15 protein-coding genes are annotated in these 18,858 nt (G+C 45.7%); 4 read left to right on the plus strand and 11 right to left on the minus strand.

Features of this window, described 5'->3' with window-relative positions; all coding sequences use genetic code 11:
• Positions 1-82: 82 nt before the first annotated feature.
• Complete coding sequence (locus tag K5620_RS08220) at positions 83-580, minus strand: GNAT family N-acetyltransferase (protein WP_016400636.1); 498 nt, start codon at positions 578-580, stop codon at positions 83-85.
• Positions 581-857: 277 nt separating this feature from the next.
• Between K5620_RS08220 and K5620_RS08225 the strand changes: the two genes are divergently transcribed.
• Entirely contained in the window at positions 858-1,463 is a 606-nt protein-coding gene (locus K5620_RS08225; RefSeq protein WP_016400635.1) for a nitroreductase family protein, read from the plus strand.
• A gap of 71 nt (positions 1,464-1,534) precedes the next feature.
• On the opposite strand, the gene K5620_RS08230 is transcribed toward K5620_RS08225, so the two are convergent.
• From K5620_RS08230 to K5620_RS08275, 10 genes are all read right to left on the minus strand, one after another.
• Positions 1,535-2,734 (minus strand): urate hydroxylase PuuD, encoded by a 1,200-nt coding sequence (locus K5620_RS08230; RefSeq protein WP_221077467.1) that lies wholly within the window; start codon positions 2,732-2,734, stop codon positions 1,535-1,537.
• Positions 2,715-4,034 (minus strand): guanine deaminase, encoded by a 1,320-nt coding sequence (guaD, locus tag K5620_RS08235; RefSeq protein ID WP_016400632.1) that lies wholly within the window; start codon positions 4,032-4,034, stop codon positions 2,715-2,717. Before guaD ends, K5620_RS08230 begins: the two co-directional genes overlap by 20 nt.
• Before the next feature lies 1 nt (position 4,035).
• Positions 4,036-4,362 carry a hydroxyisourate hydrolase gene (gene uraH / locus K5620_RS08240; RefSeq protein ID WP_016400631.1) on the minus strand — a complete coding sequence of 109 codons (327 nt, stop codon included), beginning with the start codon at positions 4,360-4,362 and terminating at the stop codon, positions 4,036-4,038.
• Positions 4,359-4,874 carry a 2-oxo-4-hydroxy-4-carboxy-5-ureidoimidazoline decarboxylase gene (gene uraD / locus K5620_RS08245; RefSeq protein ID WP_016400630.1) on the minus strand — a complete coding sequence of 172 codons (516 nt, stop codon included), beginning with the start codon at positions 4,872-4,874 and terminating at the stop codon, positions 4,359-4,361. The genes uraH and uraD overlap by 4 nt, the downstream gene beginning before the upstream one ends.
• Positions 4,867-5,751 carry a xanthine dehydrogenase accessory protein XdhC gene (gene xdhC, locus K5620_RS08250; protein ID WP_016400629.1) on the minus strand — a complete coding sequence of 295 codons (885 nt, stop codon included), beginning with the start codon at positions 5,749-5,751 and terminating at the stop codon, positions 4,867-4,869. The genes uraD and xdhC overlap by 8 nt, the downstream gene beginning before the upstream one ends.
• Positions 5,744-8,110: a xanthine dehydrogenase molybdopterin binding subunit gene (xdhB, locus tag K5620_RS08255; RefSeq protein ID WP_016400628.1), complete on the minus strand. Its 2,367-nt coding sequence runs from the start codon at positions 8,108-8,110 to the stop codon at positions 5,744-5,746. Before xdhB ends, xdhC begins: the two co-directional genes overlap by 8 nt.
• The gene (xdhA, locus tag K5620_RS08260) at positions 8,103-9,518 is read right to left on the minus strand and encodes a xanthine dehydrogenase small subunit (RefSeq protein ID WP_016400627.1); all 1,416 of its coding nucleotides are present in this window, start codon (positions 9,516-9,518) and stop codon (positions 8,103-8,105) included. The genes xdhB and xdhA overlap by 8 nt, the downstream gene beginning before the upstream one ends.
• Before the next feature lie 64 nt (positions 9,519-9,582).
• The gene (locus K5620_RS08265; protein WP_016400626.1) at positions 9,583-10,539 is read right to left on the minus strand and encodes an isopenicillin N synthase family dioxygenase; all 957 of its coding nucleotides are present in this window, start codon (positions 10,537-10,539) and stop codon (positions 9,583-9,585) included.
• 74 nt (positions 10,540-10,613) lie between these two features.
• A complete protein-coding gene (locus K5620_RS08270; protein WP_016400625.1) occupies positions 10,614-11,690 on the minus strand; it encodes a BMP family ABC transporter substrate-binding protein in 1,077 nt (358 codons plus the stop codon).
• A gap of 289 nt (positions 11,691-11,979) precedes the next feature.
• Positions 11,980-15,222 carry an RICIN domain-containing protein gene (locus K5620_RS08275; RefSeq protein ID WP_016400624.1) on the minus strand — a complete coding sequence of 1,081 codons (3,243 nt, stop codon included), beginning with the start codon at positions 15,220-15,222 and terminating at the stop codon, positions 11,980-11,982.
• 659 nt (positions 15,223-15,881) lie between these two features.
• Here K5620_RS08275 and K5620_RS08280 point away from each other — a divergent pair.
• From K5620_RS08280 to K5620_RS08290, 3 genes are all read left to right on the plus strand, one after another.
• Positions 15,882-17,270 carry a nucleobase:cation symporter-2 family protein gene (locus K5620_RS08280; protein WP_016400623.1) on the plus strand — a complete coding sequence of 463 codons (1,389 nt, stop codon included), beginning with the start codon at positions 15,882-15,884 and terminating at the stop codon, positions 17,268-17,270.
• A gap of 192 nt (positions 17,271-17,462) precedes the next feature.
• Complete coding sequence (locus tag K5620_RS08285; protein ID WP_016400622.1) at positions 17,463-17,966, plus strand: hypothetical protein; 504 nt, start codon at positions 17,463-17,465, stop codon at positions 17,964-17,966.
• Between the two features lie 95 nt (positions 17,967-18,061).
• Positions 18,062-18,412 carry a putative quinol monooxygenase gene (locus K5620_RS08290; RefSeq protein WP_016400621.1) on the plus strand — a complete coding sequence of 117 codons (351 nt, stop codon included), beginning with the start codon at positions 18,062-18,064 and terminating at the stop codon, positions 18,410-18,412.
• Positions 18,413-18,858 lie beyond the last annotated feature (446 nt).

An 18,858-nucleotide genomic window follows, 5' to 3' on the forward strand; every position in this document is an offset into this window, starting at 1 on the left:
TTAGTCACTAACATCGCCTTGTCATTGCTAGTTAGCACTTGTTTATAATTGCCTGAGAGCGGCTAAGCATTGGCCACATAAGTTATTCTGCACGCCATTTAGGATTAATAATCGCCCAGCGTTCGTGGTCTTTCCATCCTTTACCACCAATGTTTAAGTAGTTTTTTGATAGACCTTCTTTAACGAACCCTGCTTTTGCTACTAATGCTATTGAAGCTTTATTGGCTGGCTGGATATTGGCTTCTAAGCGGTGCAGGTTGAGTTCTTCGAAGGCTTCTTTTAATACTAAGCGGATGCCTGCTCGCATATAGCCTTGGGCTTGGTGAGGATGAAAGACTTCGTAACTAAGGTAAGCTGATTGAAAATGGCCGCGAATGATAGCCGAGATATTAAAAGTACCGACTATTTCACCCGTTGCTTGCAGGCAAACAAAATAGCGGTGTTCTTCTTCTAAATAAGCGCGCACATTTTTTGGCGGATAGCTCCAAGGGCGATGAAATATCTCACTGTTTTGATAGCACTCGCTTAGCTCTTCTAAATCGCTGCGCTCGGGTTTTCTTATATACAGTTCTTGGCTCACACCTTATACCTTAGCTTGCTAAAACGTCGCTAGAAACTTAAGTATTTTAGCGAATTATTTTTGCTAAAGGCTAATCAATATTCCAGTTATTGCTCACAATTTTTGTTGAATATAACGGACGCTAAAAGCACTTTTCTAAGACTATTGTATAGTTTTTCTCAACAGTTTCTTTTGCAAAAGCGGGATTATCATTTAAACCCTGCGGAATTAAGCTGGTGGCAACTTAAGTCAAGGTCTTAAGTTTCACCAAATTACTTACAAAGCTTAAGGAACAACCATGGAACTATTTACAGCCATTGAGCAACGTCGTGCGGTTAAGCATTTTCATTCAGGCGAACAAATGAGTGAGCGAGATTTCCAGAAAATGATGGAAGCTGTGTTGTTATCGCCCACCTCTTACAACATTCAGCATTGGCGATTTGTAAGAGTGAGCAATGCCGAGGTGCGAGAGCAAGTTGGTGAAGCTGCTTGGGGCCAACCACAAGTGACAGAGGCTTCGGAGTTATTGGTGTTATGTGCTGACACTCAAGCTTGGGCTAAGCAACCAGAGCGCTATTGGCAAAATGTAGACGCTAAAGCGCAGGGTGTTTTGGTAGATATGCTAGCTAGTTTTTATCACGGCAAAGATCAGTTGCAACGTGATGAAGCGATGCGCTCGTGCGGCATGGCAGCCCAAACCTTAATGCTAGCAGCGAAAGGCTTGGGTTATGATACTTGCCCAATGATAGGTTTTGATGCTGGCCAATTGGCGGAGGTTATTAACCTGCCTCAAGACCATGTGATTGGTATGATCATCGCTATTGGCAAAGCGGCTAAACCGGCAGGTGTACGCGGGGGACAATTAGCGATGCACCAGGTGTTGATGCAAAACTATTTTGTTTAAATTTAAAGTTAGAGATAAACCCAGGCTGTAATTGCAACAGCCTGGGACTAGAGGTTCAGTTGAGAGCACCCTTAGTTACTTAAATGCTGATCAAGTAGTTGCCGTTCGCCATAAGTCATTTGGGTTTTGTTCAAAAACGGCATGTCTTGACTAACAAATGAGCGTTCTACAATGCGTGCTTTCCAGCGATCTACATCTTGCCAAGTATCTAAGTTTACCCCTCCAGGTGCTGCGGTGAAGGTATCGTCTGTAGGCATGCGGCTGTGACAAGTGGTACAGCGCTGCTGAATAATTGCCATTACATGGCCCTGCTCGGCGTTTAGCTCATTGTTGTTTTGATCTTGAACCTGCACAGGGCGATTAGCGTTACTCCAGCTTAAAAACACCGCCAGTAACAGTAAGCCTGCAGCGCCGCTGACAATAATGCTGGGCTTTTGAACGCCTTGGTGCTTTAGGTTGAAATAATGGCGGATCCAAGCGCTTAAGCCGATCAGCGCACAGAGGATTAACCAACTATGGCTGTGCTGATAAATCATTGGATAGTGGTTACTAATCATCAAGAAAATGACTGGCAAGGTGAGGTAGTTATTATGCACCGAGCGCTTTTTTGCTTCGAGACCTGGCGCTGGGTCAACGGGTTCGCCAGCGCTAACTTGCGCCACCATTTGTCGCTGTCCTGGGATGATCTTGATCCACACATTGGTCACCATAATGGTGCCAATTAATGCGCCCATATGGATAAAGGCACCACGGCCGCTAAATACTTGAGTAAAACCATAACAAAACAGTGCACCTATAACGATTAAACATAGGCTTAAGGGCAAAGGTTTGTTAGCAATGGGTGAGCGCAGTAAACCTTCATAAATGGCAAAACCAAGCGCAATGCCGCCAACTCCCAAACCAATGGCTTGATAGCTGGTTAAAGCCATCACTTGTGGGTCAATTAGGTAGGCATCGGCGCGAAGGTAGTACATCCAAAACAGCAATAATGTGCCACTAAGCCAGGTGCTATAGGCTTCCCATTTAAACCAATGGAGCTTTTCTGGCATTTTTTCTGGGCCCACTTGGTACTTGGCTACTTCGTAAAAGCCGCCTCCATGCACCGCCCACAAATCGCCTTTAATGCCTTTTTGCTTTTTCCATTCTGGCGGCGTTTTTAAGTTGTTATCTAACCAAACAAAATAAAAGCTAGCGCCTATCCATGCAATGCCTGCAATGACATGAAACCATTTAATAAAGAGGGCTAACCATTCATACAGCTGTGGCCACATAGTGTTGTCCTTTTTTGTAAACTTGCTTACCTGCTAAATAGGTGGCGTTTATAACGCGGTCATCACCTAGGGTATTAATGGCAAATAATTTCTCACTTAAGCTGCTGGCTTTATTTAAGCGCTGGCTAAGCATCGGAGTAGGGTGCATATCTAGTTCAATAAAATCGGCTTCGCTGCCTACATTTAAATTGCCCACTTGCCTTTCAATACCCATTGCCACTGCTGCGCCTTGAGTACATAAATACAATGAATCGAAAGGGCTCAAGCTGGCTTGTTGCAGCTGGCAAACTTTGTATGCATCAGCTTGGTTAGCAAACATACTTAAGCTGGTGCCACCGCCTACATCACTAGCAAGCGCTACGGCCACGCCATTGGCTTGGGCGCGTTGGTAGTTAAATAAACCGCTACCTAAAAACAAGTTAGATGAGGGGCAAAAGTTAATGGTTGCACCTGAGCTTGCCAAGGCTAAATACTCACGGTCGGTAAGATGTATGCCATGGCCAAATAGCGAACGTTCGCGCACCAAGTCATGCGCTTCGTACACTGCCAGGTAGTCAGAGTAATCGGGAAATAGCTCGTTAATCCACTGTACTTCGGTGGGGTTTTCCGACAAATGAGTTTGAATAAAGCTATCTGGGTGTTCCTTGGCTAACTGACCCGCTTTAGCTAATTGCGCTTCGCTACTGGTAGGCGCAAAACGCGGTGTGATTGCGTAGAGTTGCCGGCCATTTTTGTGCCATTGCTCCAGCAGTTGCTTGCTCTCTCGATAGCCAGATTCAGCGCTATCTTGCAGCGCGGTGGGGCAGTTTCTGTCCATCAATACTTTGCCGCAAATCATTCGTGCATTGTAGCTTTCTGCCGCCTCAAAAAAGCTGCTTACCGATTGCGGGTGAACGGTTGCATACACACTAGCTGTGGTGGTGCCGTGGGCAAACAGTTGTTGCAAAAAGAACTCGGCTTGGGCACGAGCATAAGCAGCTTCAACAAATTGTTGCTCAGCAGGAAAGGTGTAAGTGTTTAACCAATCCAATAGTTGCTTGCCATAGCTGGCAATAATCTCTACCTGGGGGTAGTGCACATGGCTGTCGATAAGCCCCGGAATAATTAGGCCATGATGCTGAATAACAGCCGCTTGTACTTCGGGGTTGTTGCTCAAATAATCTTGCGCATCCCCAAGGTGTTGAACAAGACCATCCTCAACTACCAACATGCCATCATGGAGATATTGGTAGTTATCGCTCGGTGCAATAGTGGCCTTTGGAAAGTGTAAAATACTCCCGCGGTGGAACTGTCGCGTCATCTTAGCTGCCTCGATAAGTGGAATAGCTAAAGGTGCTTAACAGCAGCGGGATGTGGTAATGGGCTTGTTGCTCATCACTAATAAACACCACATCGGCTAAAGGAAAAAAGCATTGCTGGAAGTGCGCTAGGCAGTATTCTTCGGTTATAAAACGCAGGCAGTAGCAATCGCTAGGCAAGTCTAATTGTTCAAACTTATAACGCCCGTCTTGATCGGTTAAGCCTTTGGCTAAGCTTTGGCTTTCGCCAAAGCGATAAATTTCTACCGCAATACCTGCTGCGGGCTGGCCACAAGTGGTATCGAGTACATGGCAGCTTAAGGTGCTCAAAATAAATTCTCCATTCTACGCAGGCTAATGCGTTGTTGTTGTTCGGCAGCATTGTGTAATTCTTGCTCGCGGCTATTCCCGCAACGCTGCTCCAATATATGCAGCATTTCCTCGGCGGATTTACCGCTAGCAAATACGATGAAAATGAAGCCATAACGGCTTAAATAGCGCTGATTAAGTTCGAGTAAAGCACTAAGAGTGGCTTGTTGAGCATGGTTGACTTGTGCTTGCTCTGCTTCGCTTAAGTGCTTGGCTTGGTTGTATTTTTTTTGAAGGCTGGTTAGATCACCAATCATTGGATGACCCGCAAAAGCCTCCAGCCAATCGCTCTCTGTTAGCTGGCTAAAGGCTTGTTTCGCCATAGACATAAATTGCTCAACTGACTGAAAGGGGCGCAATGTTGCCATGGTGGTTTGCCATGTTTTGCTACTGCAAATACTGGCCATTTCGCTGATGAATTGACTGTGCGGAAGATTGTTTAGCAGCTTAAGATGTTTTTCGTCGTCACTCATTGAGCTGTTCTCCCGCAAGTTGTTTTCGCAGAGTATTGCTAGATTCCCATTGGTGTTTTTGCTGGTCCCTGTCACCGGTTTTAGCGTGTTTTTCTAGCAGCGTGATCAGCTGGGCGCTAATCGATACCGCGACTTGCATGGGTAATTTCCCACTCACCTCGGATAGGCCAATAGGGCAAGTTAGTTGATCACACTGTGCCGGATTTTCAAGTTGTTCGGCTAAGCGATACCTAAATCGTTGGGCTTTAGTTTGAGAGCCAATCACGCCTACAAAGGCTAAATTTCCCCGGCGCAACGCAGCTAAACTAAGCGCGAAATCTAAGCTATGGTCTTGGCTTAGAATGACAACATAAGAGTTGGCTTTTAGTTCTGCTACGCTATTTTCTGGCTGTGCGTGATAGTGGGTGTTCACACCAAATTGGCCAATTGAATCTAGCCATTGCTGGCGGTTATCAATGACTTGCACTTGTACCGGCAGTTTCGCCAGTATTTCACATAAACAATGGCTTACATGTCCCGCTCCATAAATGGTGATAAGTGGCTGATCAACCAGAAAGTATTCGAACAATACTTGTACTGCACCCCCGCAACATTGGGCTAGATCCGCAGCTAAGGAGAAGCGCTCAATGTGATTAGACTTTGTTCCCTTTTCCAGTTGCTCGCGTGCATGCTTGATCACCGAAAACTCTAAATTTCCACCGCCTAAGGTATCGAATTGTTGTTGCTGACTTATCACCATTTTAGCGCCTGTTGCTCGCGGCACGGAACCAGCCTCGGCCACAATGGTCGCAATACAAAATGGCTGCTGTTGCTGTTTAAGATAACTGCAGGCATCTAACCAGTTATTGGGTAAAAAGTGAGTTTGCCAATCACTCATCTTGCGCCTCCATAAACTCATATTGTTTTTGGCAAGCCATTAAAATTCGCTCGCTGGTGGCTGGAGAATCTAACTGCGCTGGCTGCTTATGTTGGCTGATTGACGTCACTGCATCGTAAATGGCACACCAAGCGCTAATGGCTAACATAAAAGGTGGCTCGCCCACTGCTTTAGAGCGGTAGATGCTGTGCTCAGGGTTGGCTTGGTCGAACAATGTAATGTTCATTTGTTCGGGGTAGTCGCCAATAGTAGGGATTTTGTAATTTGCCGGGCTATTACTTAGTAACTTTCCTTTTTTGTCCCATACCAGTTCTTCGTTAGTAAGCCAGCCTAGGCCTTGTATAAAGGCGCCTTCTATTTGGCCAATGTCGATGGCCGGATTCAGGCTGGTGCCTACATCATGCAGAATGTCTACTCGGTCTACGCTCATTTCCCCAGTTAGCGTATCAATGCTCACTTCGCTAACGGAAGCGCCCAGTGCAAAGTAGAAAAACGGCCGTCCCTGAGCTTGTTCGCGGTCGTACCAAATTTTAGGTGTTTTATAAAAGCCAGTCGCTGAGAGTGACACTCGCTGCATGTAAGCTTGTTGCACTAACTCCGCCCAGCTAATGGTTTGCTCGGCGAGTTTAACTTGGCCTTGGTTTATGGTGATTTGTTCTGCTGCAAGCTGGTAATGTTGCTGGGCAAATTCAAGCAAACGTTGTTTGATTTCTTTCGCCGCATTATGCGCAGCCATCCCGTTTAAATCACTGCCTGAAGAAGCCGCCGTGGGTGAGGTATTCGGTACTTTGTCGGTGCGGGTAGACGTAATCAGCACATAACTAAAAGGAATCCCCAAAGTTTGCGCCACAATCTGCTGAACCTTGGTATGCAGACCTTGGCCCATTTCGGTGCCGCCATGATTCAACTGAACACTGCCGTCGGTATATACATGCAGCAGTGCGCCTGCTTGGTTAAGGTGTTTAGCGGTAAATGAAATACCAAATTTTACAGGGCTTAAGGCAAGGCCTTTTTTGATTAGCGAATTAGAGTTGTTCCATTGATCTATTTGTTGGCGGCGTGCGCGGTAATCTGAATTCTCTTCTAATTGTTTAATTAAGTTAAGCTGGTCTTGATGTTGCTCTACTGGCATGCCGTAGTGGGTGGTGGTATGTCCATCGCGATAGAGGTTTTTGTAACGCACATCTAAGGCATCTTGGCCGGTAGCAATTGCGATGTCTTGCATAGCTTGTTCAATTAACATCATGCCTTGTGGGCCACCAAAGCCGCGGAAAGCTGTATGTGAAACGGTATCGGTTTTTAATCGATTACCTACGACTTCGGCTTCGCCTAAGTTGTAGGCGTTGTCGCTATGAAACATCGCCCTATCCACAATCGCGTCGGATAAATCAGGCGAGTGACCACACAAGCCATTCACTTCTAACTTAGCACTTTCAATGATTCCCTCTGCGCTTAAACCTAGTTGGTATCGGTTATAAAAAGGATGGCGCTTGCCGGTTACCGCCATATCTATACTGCGTGGTAGGCGTATTTTCACCGGTTTATTGCAATGCCAGGCAGCAAGGCTGGCTAAGCACGCCCATTGAGCGGCTTGAGTTTCTTTCCCGCCAAAGCCGCCGCCCATGCGGCGCATGTCTACGGTAACTTGGTGAAACGCAATGCCTAATACTTCTGCTACTAGTTTTTGTACTTCGCTAGGGTGCTGTGAAGAGGTGTAAAGCATAACGCCGCCATCTTCGGTTGGCTGTGCGAGGCTTACTTGTCCTTCTAAATAAAAGTGTTCTTGCCCGCCAATATGTTGTTCACCACTTAGTTGCAGTTCACTGCGGTCTAGTTGAGCATCGGCTATTTGCTTGCCCATGCAATGGCTTGGGCGCACGGTTGCATTGGGCTGGCTTAAATCGCTAATATCTTGCTCACTTAGCGCTAGCGTATCGGCGCTTTGGTATTGTATTAGCTCTTGATTAGCTTGGTGGGCAATTTGCCATGCGAGCTGGTGGCTATGGGCAAGAACTAGTGCTATAGGCTGCTGGAAGTAACTAATCTCGTTCTCACTTAACAGCGGGTCGCCTTTAAATATCGGGCCAATATCTTGGTGTCCAGGGATATCCTGGCAGCGAATTACCGCAACTACATCGGGGTGTTGTTGCAGCGAATCTAATTGCTGAGCAAGTACTTTACCTTTGGCTACTTGGCTCGTGATGACTGCAGCATGCAAGCAACCACTTGGCAGGTTATAGTCGTCGATGAACTGCGCTTCGCCAGCGACTTGTTTGGCTGCACTCTCATGGGGAATCGATTTACCCACTACTTGGCTTGGCGCAGTTTGCTCGAGGTGCTGAGTCGTTAATTTACGCATGGGCGGCTAACCTCGTGGGTAATTGTTGGCTATAGAGGTAGAAGCGTTTTAATAGATTCTGTACTAGCAATACCCTGTAAGCTGCGCTCGCTCGCACATCATCAATGGGTTTTACATATTGCGGCACTAGGGCTTGTAGCTGTTTGAGTTTGTCGTTGTTGAAGGCTTCACCCAATAAGCAGTCTTCTAGCTGGCTTAAGCGCACCGACTTAGCCGCCACGCCACCTGCTGAGATCACGCAGTGGCTTACTCTGCCTTGGTCATCGCACTCCATGGCTACCGCCAATACCACGGTGGCGATGTCATCTTCATAACGTTTACTCACCTTGTAGATTTGATGCTTAAGTGTTGGAGACAAATCTGGCAGGTGAATGGCGCTAATCCATTGTTGCGGTTTTAAGCGCGTTTCGCGGTAGCCTGTGATGTAGTCTTCCGGTGCGTAAAGCTCGGTAGTGGTGCCATCATCTACTTCAATTTTGCCGTTTAGGCTAATTAGCAATGGAGCTATGTCGCCAATGGGTGAGGCATTGCCTAAACTGCCACCAAGGGTGGCGCGGTGACGAATGGTAATATTGCCCAAGCGAGCAAAAATTTCGTCGGTAGTGGGGTAGTGCTGCGCCATAAAAGCGTGAACTTTATCTAAGGGCACTGCCGCCCCTATGCGCCAACCATTGTTGGTGCGCTCGATGCCGGTGAGCTCAGGAAGGGCGGTTAAGTCGATAATTTCATCAATGCGTTGATACTGTTGAGTAACTTCTAATGCTAAATCGGTACCGCCGCCTATCCATTTGGCATGAGGGTGTTTTGCGCGAATGCTGGCTAACTCACTGCGACTCGTAGGTTGCCAGTAGTGGTCACTTTCTAGCTTGTCGCATTGCCCCATCCAGTACTGCACGGCGGACTCATTTTCTTGGATATGATCCTTGGCCGCTGGCGCTGCTGCTACTTGCTTAGCCGCTTCGATAAGTGGCCCATAGCCAGTGCAACGGCACAAGTTGCCAGCTAAAAATTCCTCGGGATGTTCGGGTTTAGGTGTTTGACGAGATAAGGCATATAAAGACATCACAAAACCAGGCGTACAAAAACCGCATTGGCTGCCATGTTTATCTACTATGGCTTGTTGAACGGGATGCAGTTCTTGGCCTTGCTTTAGGTATTCAACGGTAATGATTTGTTTACCGTGCAAAGAATGTAAGGGCGTAATGCAGCTGTTTATTTGCTTGTAACTAAGTTGTTGTTGCTGATCTTGGCTCACCATTACTACGGTGCATGCACCGCAATCGCCACTGGCGCAACCTTCTTTACTGCCCACTAAACCTTGTCGCTCGCGTAAAAAGCTAAGCAGCATGGTATCGGCCGCTTGCTGGCTTAAGGTGATGGCTTGGTCGTTAATCATAAGTTGTAACATGATTGCTCCGGAAAATTTGCAGCTATCAAGCTGACTGATTGGTCAGCTTTTTAGCCAAATTTTTTTATTCTTGCTGGTCGTTTCTATAAGCGTAAGTATCGGCAAAGCGCGATAGTATCCATTCACCAGCCGTTATTTCGGGATACTGACTGTGCTCCCCAGGTGCTAAACAGCTCGCGAGAGTATTCACTGGAGTATCAAAGTCTGGCTCTACAAAAAATGGCATTGAAAAGCGAGTAGTTTGCTGTTTTGGACTAAGCACTCGATGCGGCGTCGACTTGTATCGGCCGTTGGTCCAACGTTGCATTAAGTCGCCAATATTCACCACAAAACTATTCTCCACCGGTGGTGCATCTAGCCATTGTTGATTGCGGTCTTGTACCTGTAGGCCGCCGGTTTGATCCTGATACAGCAAGGTAATGCAGCCATAGTCTGTGTGTGCGCCAGCGCCGTTATCATTTTGTAGCTGAGGCGGATAATGAATTAAGCGCAGCACACTAATCGGGCAGCTAAAATGCTTGCTAAAGAAGTCTTCGCTTTGGCCCAAGGCTAAAGCCATGGCTTTAAGTATTTTGAGGCCAGCTTGCAAAGTGAGTTCGTAATGCTGCTGCAAAAGTTGGATAAAGCCGTCAAGATTTGGGTACTGATTTGGCCCGTACAACTGTGGGTAACGCGCAACTTGTGGATGATAAGGGCTAAGATCTAAAGCCATATCAAAGGTCTCTTTGCAGTCTTTAGGGCCGCTTGGGTCAAGTTGCTCTGCACTTACTTGTCCCCAACCTCTATGGTTGGCCGAGTGCTGAATATTGATCTTTTGTTTTTCTTGTTCACTGAGAGCAAAGAACTTCGCAGCCATGGCTTGCATAGCGGCAAATTGCTCGCTAGGAATGCCATGACCGGTCACATAAAAAAAGCCCTTGTCACGACAGGCAGAATCAATGGCTTGAATGGTTTCTTGCCAGTGCTGACTATCGCTATTATCTAGCGTAGAAATATCAATAATAGGTAGGGCTAAGTTCATCTTACTCTCACTGTAAAGGCCCAGTTAAGCTGGGCACTCATTAAGAACATCGGTTTATTTGGGGTTTAGGTTTACTAAGGAATCGTTGCGTCGATGCCTTCTACGTACCACATCACACCCGCTAGCTCTTGGTCGTTAAGCGTTTTACCCGCTGGGATCACCTCTTTACCGCTGTTGTCTTTCATTGGACCGGTAAATGGATGAAATTCGCCCGATTTAATCTTGGCTTCAGTTTCGCTAATGGCGGTTTTTACGTCGTCGGGTAGGGCTGGGTTAACCGAAACAATTTGCAGAATGTTTTCTGCAAAACCACCCCAGTAATCTTCTGGCTTCCAAGAATTAGCAAGAACTTCCTCAACGGTGCGAATGTAATGCGGTGCCCAAACATCACGTACCGAGAACATATGTGCAGTAGGGGCAAATTGGCTCATATCCGATGCTTGACCAATGCCCATTACGCCGCGCTTCTCGGCGGCAATAAGTGGTGCAGGGCTGTCGGTGTGCTGCAGAATAATGTCTACGCCTTGGTCCATAAGGGCGTTGGCGGCGTCTGCTTCTTTACCTGGATCGTACCAAGTATTTACCCACACAATTTTAATTTGCACGTCCGGGTTTACACTTTTTGCGCCTAAGTACACCGAGTTAATGTCACGGATCACTTCCGGAATGGGGAACGAGGCAATGTAACCAATCACATTGGTTTTGGTGGTCATGCCAGCGGCCACGCCTGATACATAACGGCCCTCGTAGGTACGCAATACATAAGTAGATACGTTTTTGCTGCGTTTGTAGCCGGTAGCGTGTTCAAAGGTAACTTTAGGAAAGCGTTTAGCGGCCTTGATTGTTGGGTTCATAAAACCAAAAGACGTTGTGAAGATAACGTCGTGACCTGATTTGGCCAACTGGGTAATCACTCGCTCTGCATCTGCGCCTTCAGGAACGTTTTCTACAAAGGTGGTACTAACTTTTCCGCCAAAGTGCTGCTCCATCTCAATTCGACCTTGGTCGTGTTCATAACTCCAACCGTGGTCTCCTACAGGGCCAACATATACAAAGCCTACTTTTAGTGGCTCGTCGGCAGCCATGCTAACTGGTGCTATTAAGGTGGTTACAGCAAAGGCTGCAGCACTTATCCATTTATTTAGTTTCATTTAGAACTCCGTTTCTTGGAATGGCGGTTAGTTAAAAAATTGAAGTAGCAAAAAGCTGGCCACTTGGTCATGTTTTTTGATTTAAGTCAATAAATCCCAATTTCACAAGCTTTGTTGAGTTTAGTTGAAGGAATTGTTAATGCGACGGTTTTAAATGAATGATTGTTTGTGGTGCAGCAAACGCTAGCTACGCACCAATGTTAGGCGATTTTGCGTGGTAAATGATTAGGGTAGGCGAGGTGTAAAAAGAAAAAAGAGCCGCGCAAAGCGGCTCTTAAACCTTACTGGTTTATTCTATAAAGCGGAGAAGTTGGTTAGCTTGGTTACCACAATTCCATTGCTGAATGCTGGCTTGGTTAGTGCTAGCGGCATTTTTTACATCAATACATTTTGCGGAAGGTTTAGCACGCAGCTCAAACCAACCATCTTGTTGTTCAACTAACTGCCAAACTTGGTTTGGGTTGTTGTTATCACAAGAATACTGCTGCAATTTCCCACCATTGGCGGTGGTGCCACTGGCTAGGTCGACACATTTGTTGCTCACCTTAGCTTTAATGGTGTACCAGTTGTCTCCGAGAGGCGTAAACAAAAAACGTTGGTTGTCGTTTAGAGTATTACAGGTCCATTGGTGATATTGACTACCGTTAGTGGTTTTGCCACCTGCTACGTCCATACATTTAGCGCTGTGTTTAAATTGCAGGTTAGTCCAAGTGCTCGGTGCAGTAAGTGCGTCACTTATAACGCTTACATTGTTTACTTGGTTAGTGGCTAAGTTACTGTGCCAATCGGTTCCTAATGGGCGGATACTGTTTTTAACGGTATAGGTGTTGGCGGCCTGTGCCACTTCATCAAGTTCAACGGTAAGTTGTACGCTGCCTTCACCTGCTTCTACTTGCTCGGTAGCTTGAGCCAACCATTGATTGTTCAGCCATAGCTCAACCACTACGTCACGCTGTTGAGTCGCGCTGTAGTCAACCGTAAATTGATAGCTCTGAGCCTGCAGCAACTCGGTAGAAGGCATCACTAGCTTAGTGGTGTCTTCACTAGGAAGGTCGCTAACAATTTCAATATTGCTAATCTGCTCGAAATCAAGATTGTCTTGCCACGATGTGCCGCTTGGGCGAATAGAGCCTTTAAGCTTGTAACCTTGGCTACCTGCGGCCGGTGCGGTGCTAAGGTCAATAGTGACTGAGGTAGTGCCCGAACCAGGAGGCACACTGGTTTTGCCAGAGGCTAGCCAGTTTTGTTCATCCCATAACTCTACAACCAAGTCACGCTGTTGCATGGCCGAGTAATCAAGCTTAATGGTGTATTGCAGAGCGCTAGTGAGTTCTTGGTAGCTTTCTACAAACACGATTTGGTCGTAGTTTGCGCCGCTGTCACTTTCAATCACAATATCGTTGATTTGGGTTTGTTTGATAATGCTAGCAACATCGCCACCTTGAGGGCGAATATTAGCCTTTATGATGTAGCCCGTTTCGCCAGATACCGTTTCATTTGCCAAGGTAACATCTATGGTTTTAGTACCTTCTCCAGCAGCTACGTTAACAGTTGTGCCCGCTAGGTAACTTTGGTCTTTCCAAATGGATACGGTTAAGTCACGGCTTTGGCTGGCGCTGTAATCCAGCGTAACGGCGTAATTTTTACCCGGTGCTAGGCTGTCGATGGTGTTGGTAAAGCTTACTGCATCTTGGGTTACGGCAGCGTTACTTTGGTTGTTCACCTCTAAAACCACCGAGCTTACGCGACCATCTGAATCGGGGAAGGTTATGCTAACAACATTGTTTTTGCTCAGTAAATTGTTGGGTACTGGGATATGCAAGGCGCCAAAAAAGTCATCGCGTGAGCTTTGATCGCCACCTTTCCAGTTATTCGGAACAGTTAACGCAGTGCCGTTTATTTTCACGACTGGCTTTTTCGATTTGTTGTGTTTACGCCCAATACTCACTTTTAGGTTTGAGGTACCTTGGCCGGCACTAACGTTGTTAATCGCAAAGTTAAGCGCTTTGTTGGCAGAAATGGTTTGTAAGTTAGTGGTGCTGTAATAGCTGTTTACATGTAGCGTGTTGTCTAGGTCGATGTTTTGATTAAAGCTGTATTGCAAAACAACCGTTTCGCCAGCAATTAAGCTCAAGCTACTTGGAGCATTTACATTACTGTTGTCTTGATAAACTGGCGCAGCATTTGGGTAAATTTTTAACGATTTCTTAGCTACCTTATTGATGCTACCTAAGCTGCTTACAAAATCTAAACTAACTTGCTCGGTATTCTCAGACAAACTATTAAGCGCAACGTACGCTTTGTTGCCATCTACAAATGCTTGTACTTGAACATCTGGATTAGAACTTTGGCTTTTAACTCGAACCCCTTTTACGTCTGACCATAGTTGGTAGAAGTGAATACGTGGGGTCCAGAAGAAGCGGGTAGGTTTGCCGTTAACAATGCTGCTTGGGTCAGGGCGAGTAATTACCGCGCCGTATGGTTCCCAGTTGTTTGCGGCATTGTAATGCCAGCTAGCTTTGCCGGTAATAAAAGGAATAGAAGTTAGTAAGCGATCTTGGCGGTCTAACAGCTGGAATAACATGTTGTTGATAGAACGAACCGATTGCACGCTAGCAATGTCGCTGTAGGTGTCGCCGTAACCTTTTTCAATGCCACCATATTCGGTAATGGCCAGCGGTTTAACCTGTGCCCATTTGTGGTAGCTGTAGCTTTCAACTAAATCTAAGATCGCGTCTAAGTTGCTACCAGAGCGTTGACTATTCGCGCCAGTTACGTTTACGCCATCGTATAAATGTACCGAAAAGGCATCCATGTATGGGCCTGCGCTATCCATGAACATTTTCATGCGGGTATCAAAGTGCCTAAAATCCCACAATTCCATCGACGGCCAAGCACCAGCATAACCGATCACTTTGGTATCTATGTTTTCTTGGTCAAACTTTTTACCAATTTGCTTGAACAGCTCTGTGATTTTTGAGCGTGCTAGATCGGCATCGATCCCAAACTCACCGGCATGTACAAAGGGCTCGTTAATTGGCTCATAAAAAATGGGGCGAGTGCTGTCATCAAAGTAGTGTTTAAAGTAGTTGGCTGCCCACTCGGCGGCTTTTACAGGGTCTTGATTGGCTGCAAATGCGTTTCGCGGATGGTCGGTAACAATGTAGCGATTCGAGAAATAAGCATAGTTGTTGTGGTTTTTGGTGCTACTAATGTTTTTGGCACCATTGGTTTTAGCGGTGGCTTCGTTAGGGTAGGAATCATGCCCTTTGTGAGCCGAAAACGGACTCCAAAAGCCGCGGCCAAAGCCAGCGTTTAGATCGTTAGTTAAATACTCAAGCTCATCATTGGTAACTTGGTTTTCTGAGTGGGTGGTATGTAGGTTAAAGTATTTTTCGCGATCTAACTGAGATTCGCCGCCAATAAACTTTTGGGTGTTTAAGTCGATGCTTACGCTAGTGGCTGCGTAGGCGCTGCTAGTCAACAGACTAAAGCATGCACCAACCAGCGCCGAGGCTGTGGATAATTGCATTTATTTCTCCATGATAGTGTTTTAAAAACATGTGGCATGGGTGTTAGTTAAATGCTTTGCTGATGCCTTAGCTTTGTTAGCTAATTATTGGCGGCAACAAATCTAGTTTGCGCAATGTAACACTCATATCATCCTGATATTGCTAAGCTTTGTCCCTTCACTTTATTACTTTCTTGTTTATTAAGGGGCACTTAAACCAAAACTGGTTGGGCAAGATACTAGAGCAGCATCAATTGACATTTAAATTAAGAATTAAATTTATCATTAAGCTGTGAGCCTTATCACGTTAATATCCAGAATTAGCGCGAGCCTGTCGCTAATAAAAGACAGTTATCTCACTGTTATTTAAGGATTTTGATTCGCACTGCCAGTCAAGAGTAAAACACTAAATCGGCGCATTTTATGTGATGCTCGGCATTGGTAGTTGCTGGTGCAGGTATTGGTGAGAGCGCACCAATTAAACGCGTAATGATATCAATGTTGCTAGCTCGTTGAGCGATGGTTTATTGGCAATGTTCCCCGTCTAAGTGATTGAATAAATGATAGTTGTTGTAGGCTGGTTGTTGCAAAAAGGTAAATTGGCAAGTTCCTTGCGTTATTAATCTGACCTAGTGGTCAGATATCTGCTTGTGATATAGCGAAATAACAGGGAGTAAAGCATGAGTGCAAATACGGAAAAAGCGATACCAAAGGAGTTGTTGTACCAACTAGAGGAGAGACCTGCGGTAGCAGAAGCATTTTTTGCTGGGCTACAACATGTATTGGCATGTTTTGTTGGCGTGATAACCCCAACCTTGATTATTGGGGGCGTATTAGGCTTAGGCTCGCACATTCCCTACCTGATTAGCATGGCGCTCATTGTATCTGGCGTTGGAACCTTCATTCAGGCAAAAAGGTTAGGCCCTATTGGCGCAGGCATGATTTGTGTGCAAGGGACCAGTTTTGCTTTCTTAGGCTCGATATTGGCGGCAGGCTTTATCGCTAAAAGCCAAGGCGGCGGTCCCGAAGAGATATTGTCGCTAATATTTGGCGTTTGCTTTTTGGGCGCTTTTATCGAGATTTTCTTATCGCAAATGCTGGTTAAAATGAAGAAAATCATCACGCCATTGGTGACCGGAATAGTGATTACCATCATTGGTATTTCGCTGATTAAAGTAGGCATGACCGATTTGGCGGGGGGCTTTAAAGCTGCCGATTTTGGTAGCTTACAAAACCTAGGTTTAGGTTTCACTGTGTTGGCAATTATTATTGCTTTAAACCGTTCGGCAAACCCTTGGCTGCGTCTCTCATCAATTGTTATTGGTCTGCTCGCTGGTATGTTAATCGCGCTATTTATGGGGAAAGTAGATTTTTCTTCGCTAGGCTCACAACCTTGGGTGAGTATTCCTATTCCGTTTAAATATGGTTTTAGTTTTGACTGGGTAGCCTTTCTTCCTATTGCGCTTATCTACTTTATTACGGCAATAGAATCGGCTGGCGATATTACCGCTAACTGCGCTATCTCGCAGCAAGAGATTAAGGGAGACAGCTACTTAAAACGGGTGCGTGGCGGAGTGCTAGCCGACGGCGTTAACTCCTTAATTGCCGCTGTTTTTAATACTTTTCCAAACACTACCTTTAGCCAAAATAATGGAGTGATTCAACTAACCGGCGTAGCCAGTCGGTATATAGGTTATTACATTGCACTAATACTAGTGGTACTGGGACTATTCCCCATATTAGGCGCTGTTTTACAGCAAATTCCTAAACCAGTACTAGGCGGAGCCACCTTGGTGATGTTTGGTACAGTGGCGGCAGCAGGGATTAAAATTATTGCTAGCGAAACACTTAATCGCCGCAAACTACTTATTATGGCAGTGTCTTTTGGGGTAGGTTTAGGCGTGACAATGGTACCCGACCTATTACAACACGCGCCTAAATTGGTTCAAAACATCTTTGGGTCAGCAGTTACCTCCGGTGGTTTAGTGGCTATCTTGCTTAGTTTATTATTACCTGAGCAGCCATCTTCTGTTGCGGCTCAACTCAAACCGAGTACGCAACAATCGTAGAATTAATGAGCCTTAGAGTTTACTTGTATAATTAACTTAGCTTTGGCAGAATGCGGGCAGGTGCTAAGGGGCGCCTGCCCGCCAAGAGGAACTCACCCTTAAGCACATGCTTAGTTACACATCATTACGACACTGTATGTCATTCTGAATATTGTTTTGCGGGGAACAACTTAAGTATTTAGGAGCATAGAGATGTTATCTGCCGTTGAAGAACTTAAAATTCGCAGTAAAATTTTGCTTAAACAGCGCCATACTGCCGATTCCCCATTAGTAAGTTTAGCTAAAGACAAATCACCACAACTAAAACATGCCTTGTTGTATGTAGCGCGAGAAGCGGGCTTTAAAGACTGGCAACACGCTCAAAGTGTATTATCGTGTCAGCACAAGCAAACCATGCAACAAGATAGCGGCAAGTTTTGGTACTCGCCTGCTTGTATGGCGTTGCTTAATCATTGGTGCGCCAATTATCCAGAGGCTCTGGCTCTGCAAGCCAAGCAGGGAGGGGTAATTCTTCCCTATAAAAGCCAATATGTAGTGGCCAAGGCAAGTTATATTGAGGCTTTGGGTTTATCACCCAAAGATCCACTTTGGGAACCGCTGGAATACAACTGGTGTGAAGGCTCGTCTGCGCTGCGCCAAGAGTTAGCTTACAAGCGCTTGTTGGCAATGCAAACGCTGCGCTATAAAGCTTGTTAATAGCCAATTAGTTGCAGCGTTTTCCCGCACAAAGGCTTATTATTGATATTTTTAAGAATGGCGAGCTCAGCTCGCCGCTTTATTAAGGAAGCCTTATGTCTAAAAAGATCTATTGCATTGCCATGTTTAAACCTAAAGCTGGTAAACAAAACGAGCTGTTTAAAGTATTGCAAGCGTTAGAGCCAAACACCTTGCGCGAAGATGGCTGTATTCAATACACGGTTACACGCCAAATTGACAACCCTTTTGCTCAGGGCACTGGTTATCCCATCGCCTTTCAAGAGATTTGGGCGGATAAAGAAAGCTTTGAAGCGCACTGCCAACGCAAAGAAATTAGCGAGTTTTTTCAAACCCATTGTGTTGCAGAGACAGGCTTAGTAGAAGATTCAAATGTTTGTGTATACAGCGACGAAGCAGAAGATTTTGACGCGCCAGTATTTGCTTAGTCTTAAGTAGATAAGAGCGCCGATAGAGCGCTCTTTTTGCTCAGCGATAGGTTTCTTCATCAGCGAGAAGTGAAGCTATAAGTTAACTCGTGTTTGCCCCTTTATGTGTTAGCTATAGAGTAAAAGCTTTCGCCTGCGGCGACGTCATTTTTCTTTGACGAGCAAAGAAAAACGAAGCAAAAAGAAAACTCGCCCTGCATCTTCTTAGATCCTCCGTTGCACATTCACAAGGGAGTTGAAGTAACTCGCTACGCTCAAACAGACTTCAACTCTGCTCCCTTGTTCATTTGCGCTACTCGGCGAAGATAATGGGATTGAAAAGCACAGTCTTGGCTATTGAGTGTATGAAACGTTTTTGCCCCTTTATGAGTTACAACCCAAAGTTCAAACAATGATGTTCAGGTAACTTTGATATACAAAAAGTAATGAACAGCAAAAGATAAGAG

Origin of the sequence: Agarivorans albus, assembly GCF_019670105.1 — a bacterium.
Classification (GTDB): Bacteria; Pseudomonadota; Gammaproteobacteria; order Enterobacterales; family Celerinatantimonadaceae; genus Agarivorans; species Agarivorans albus.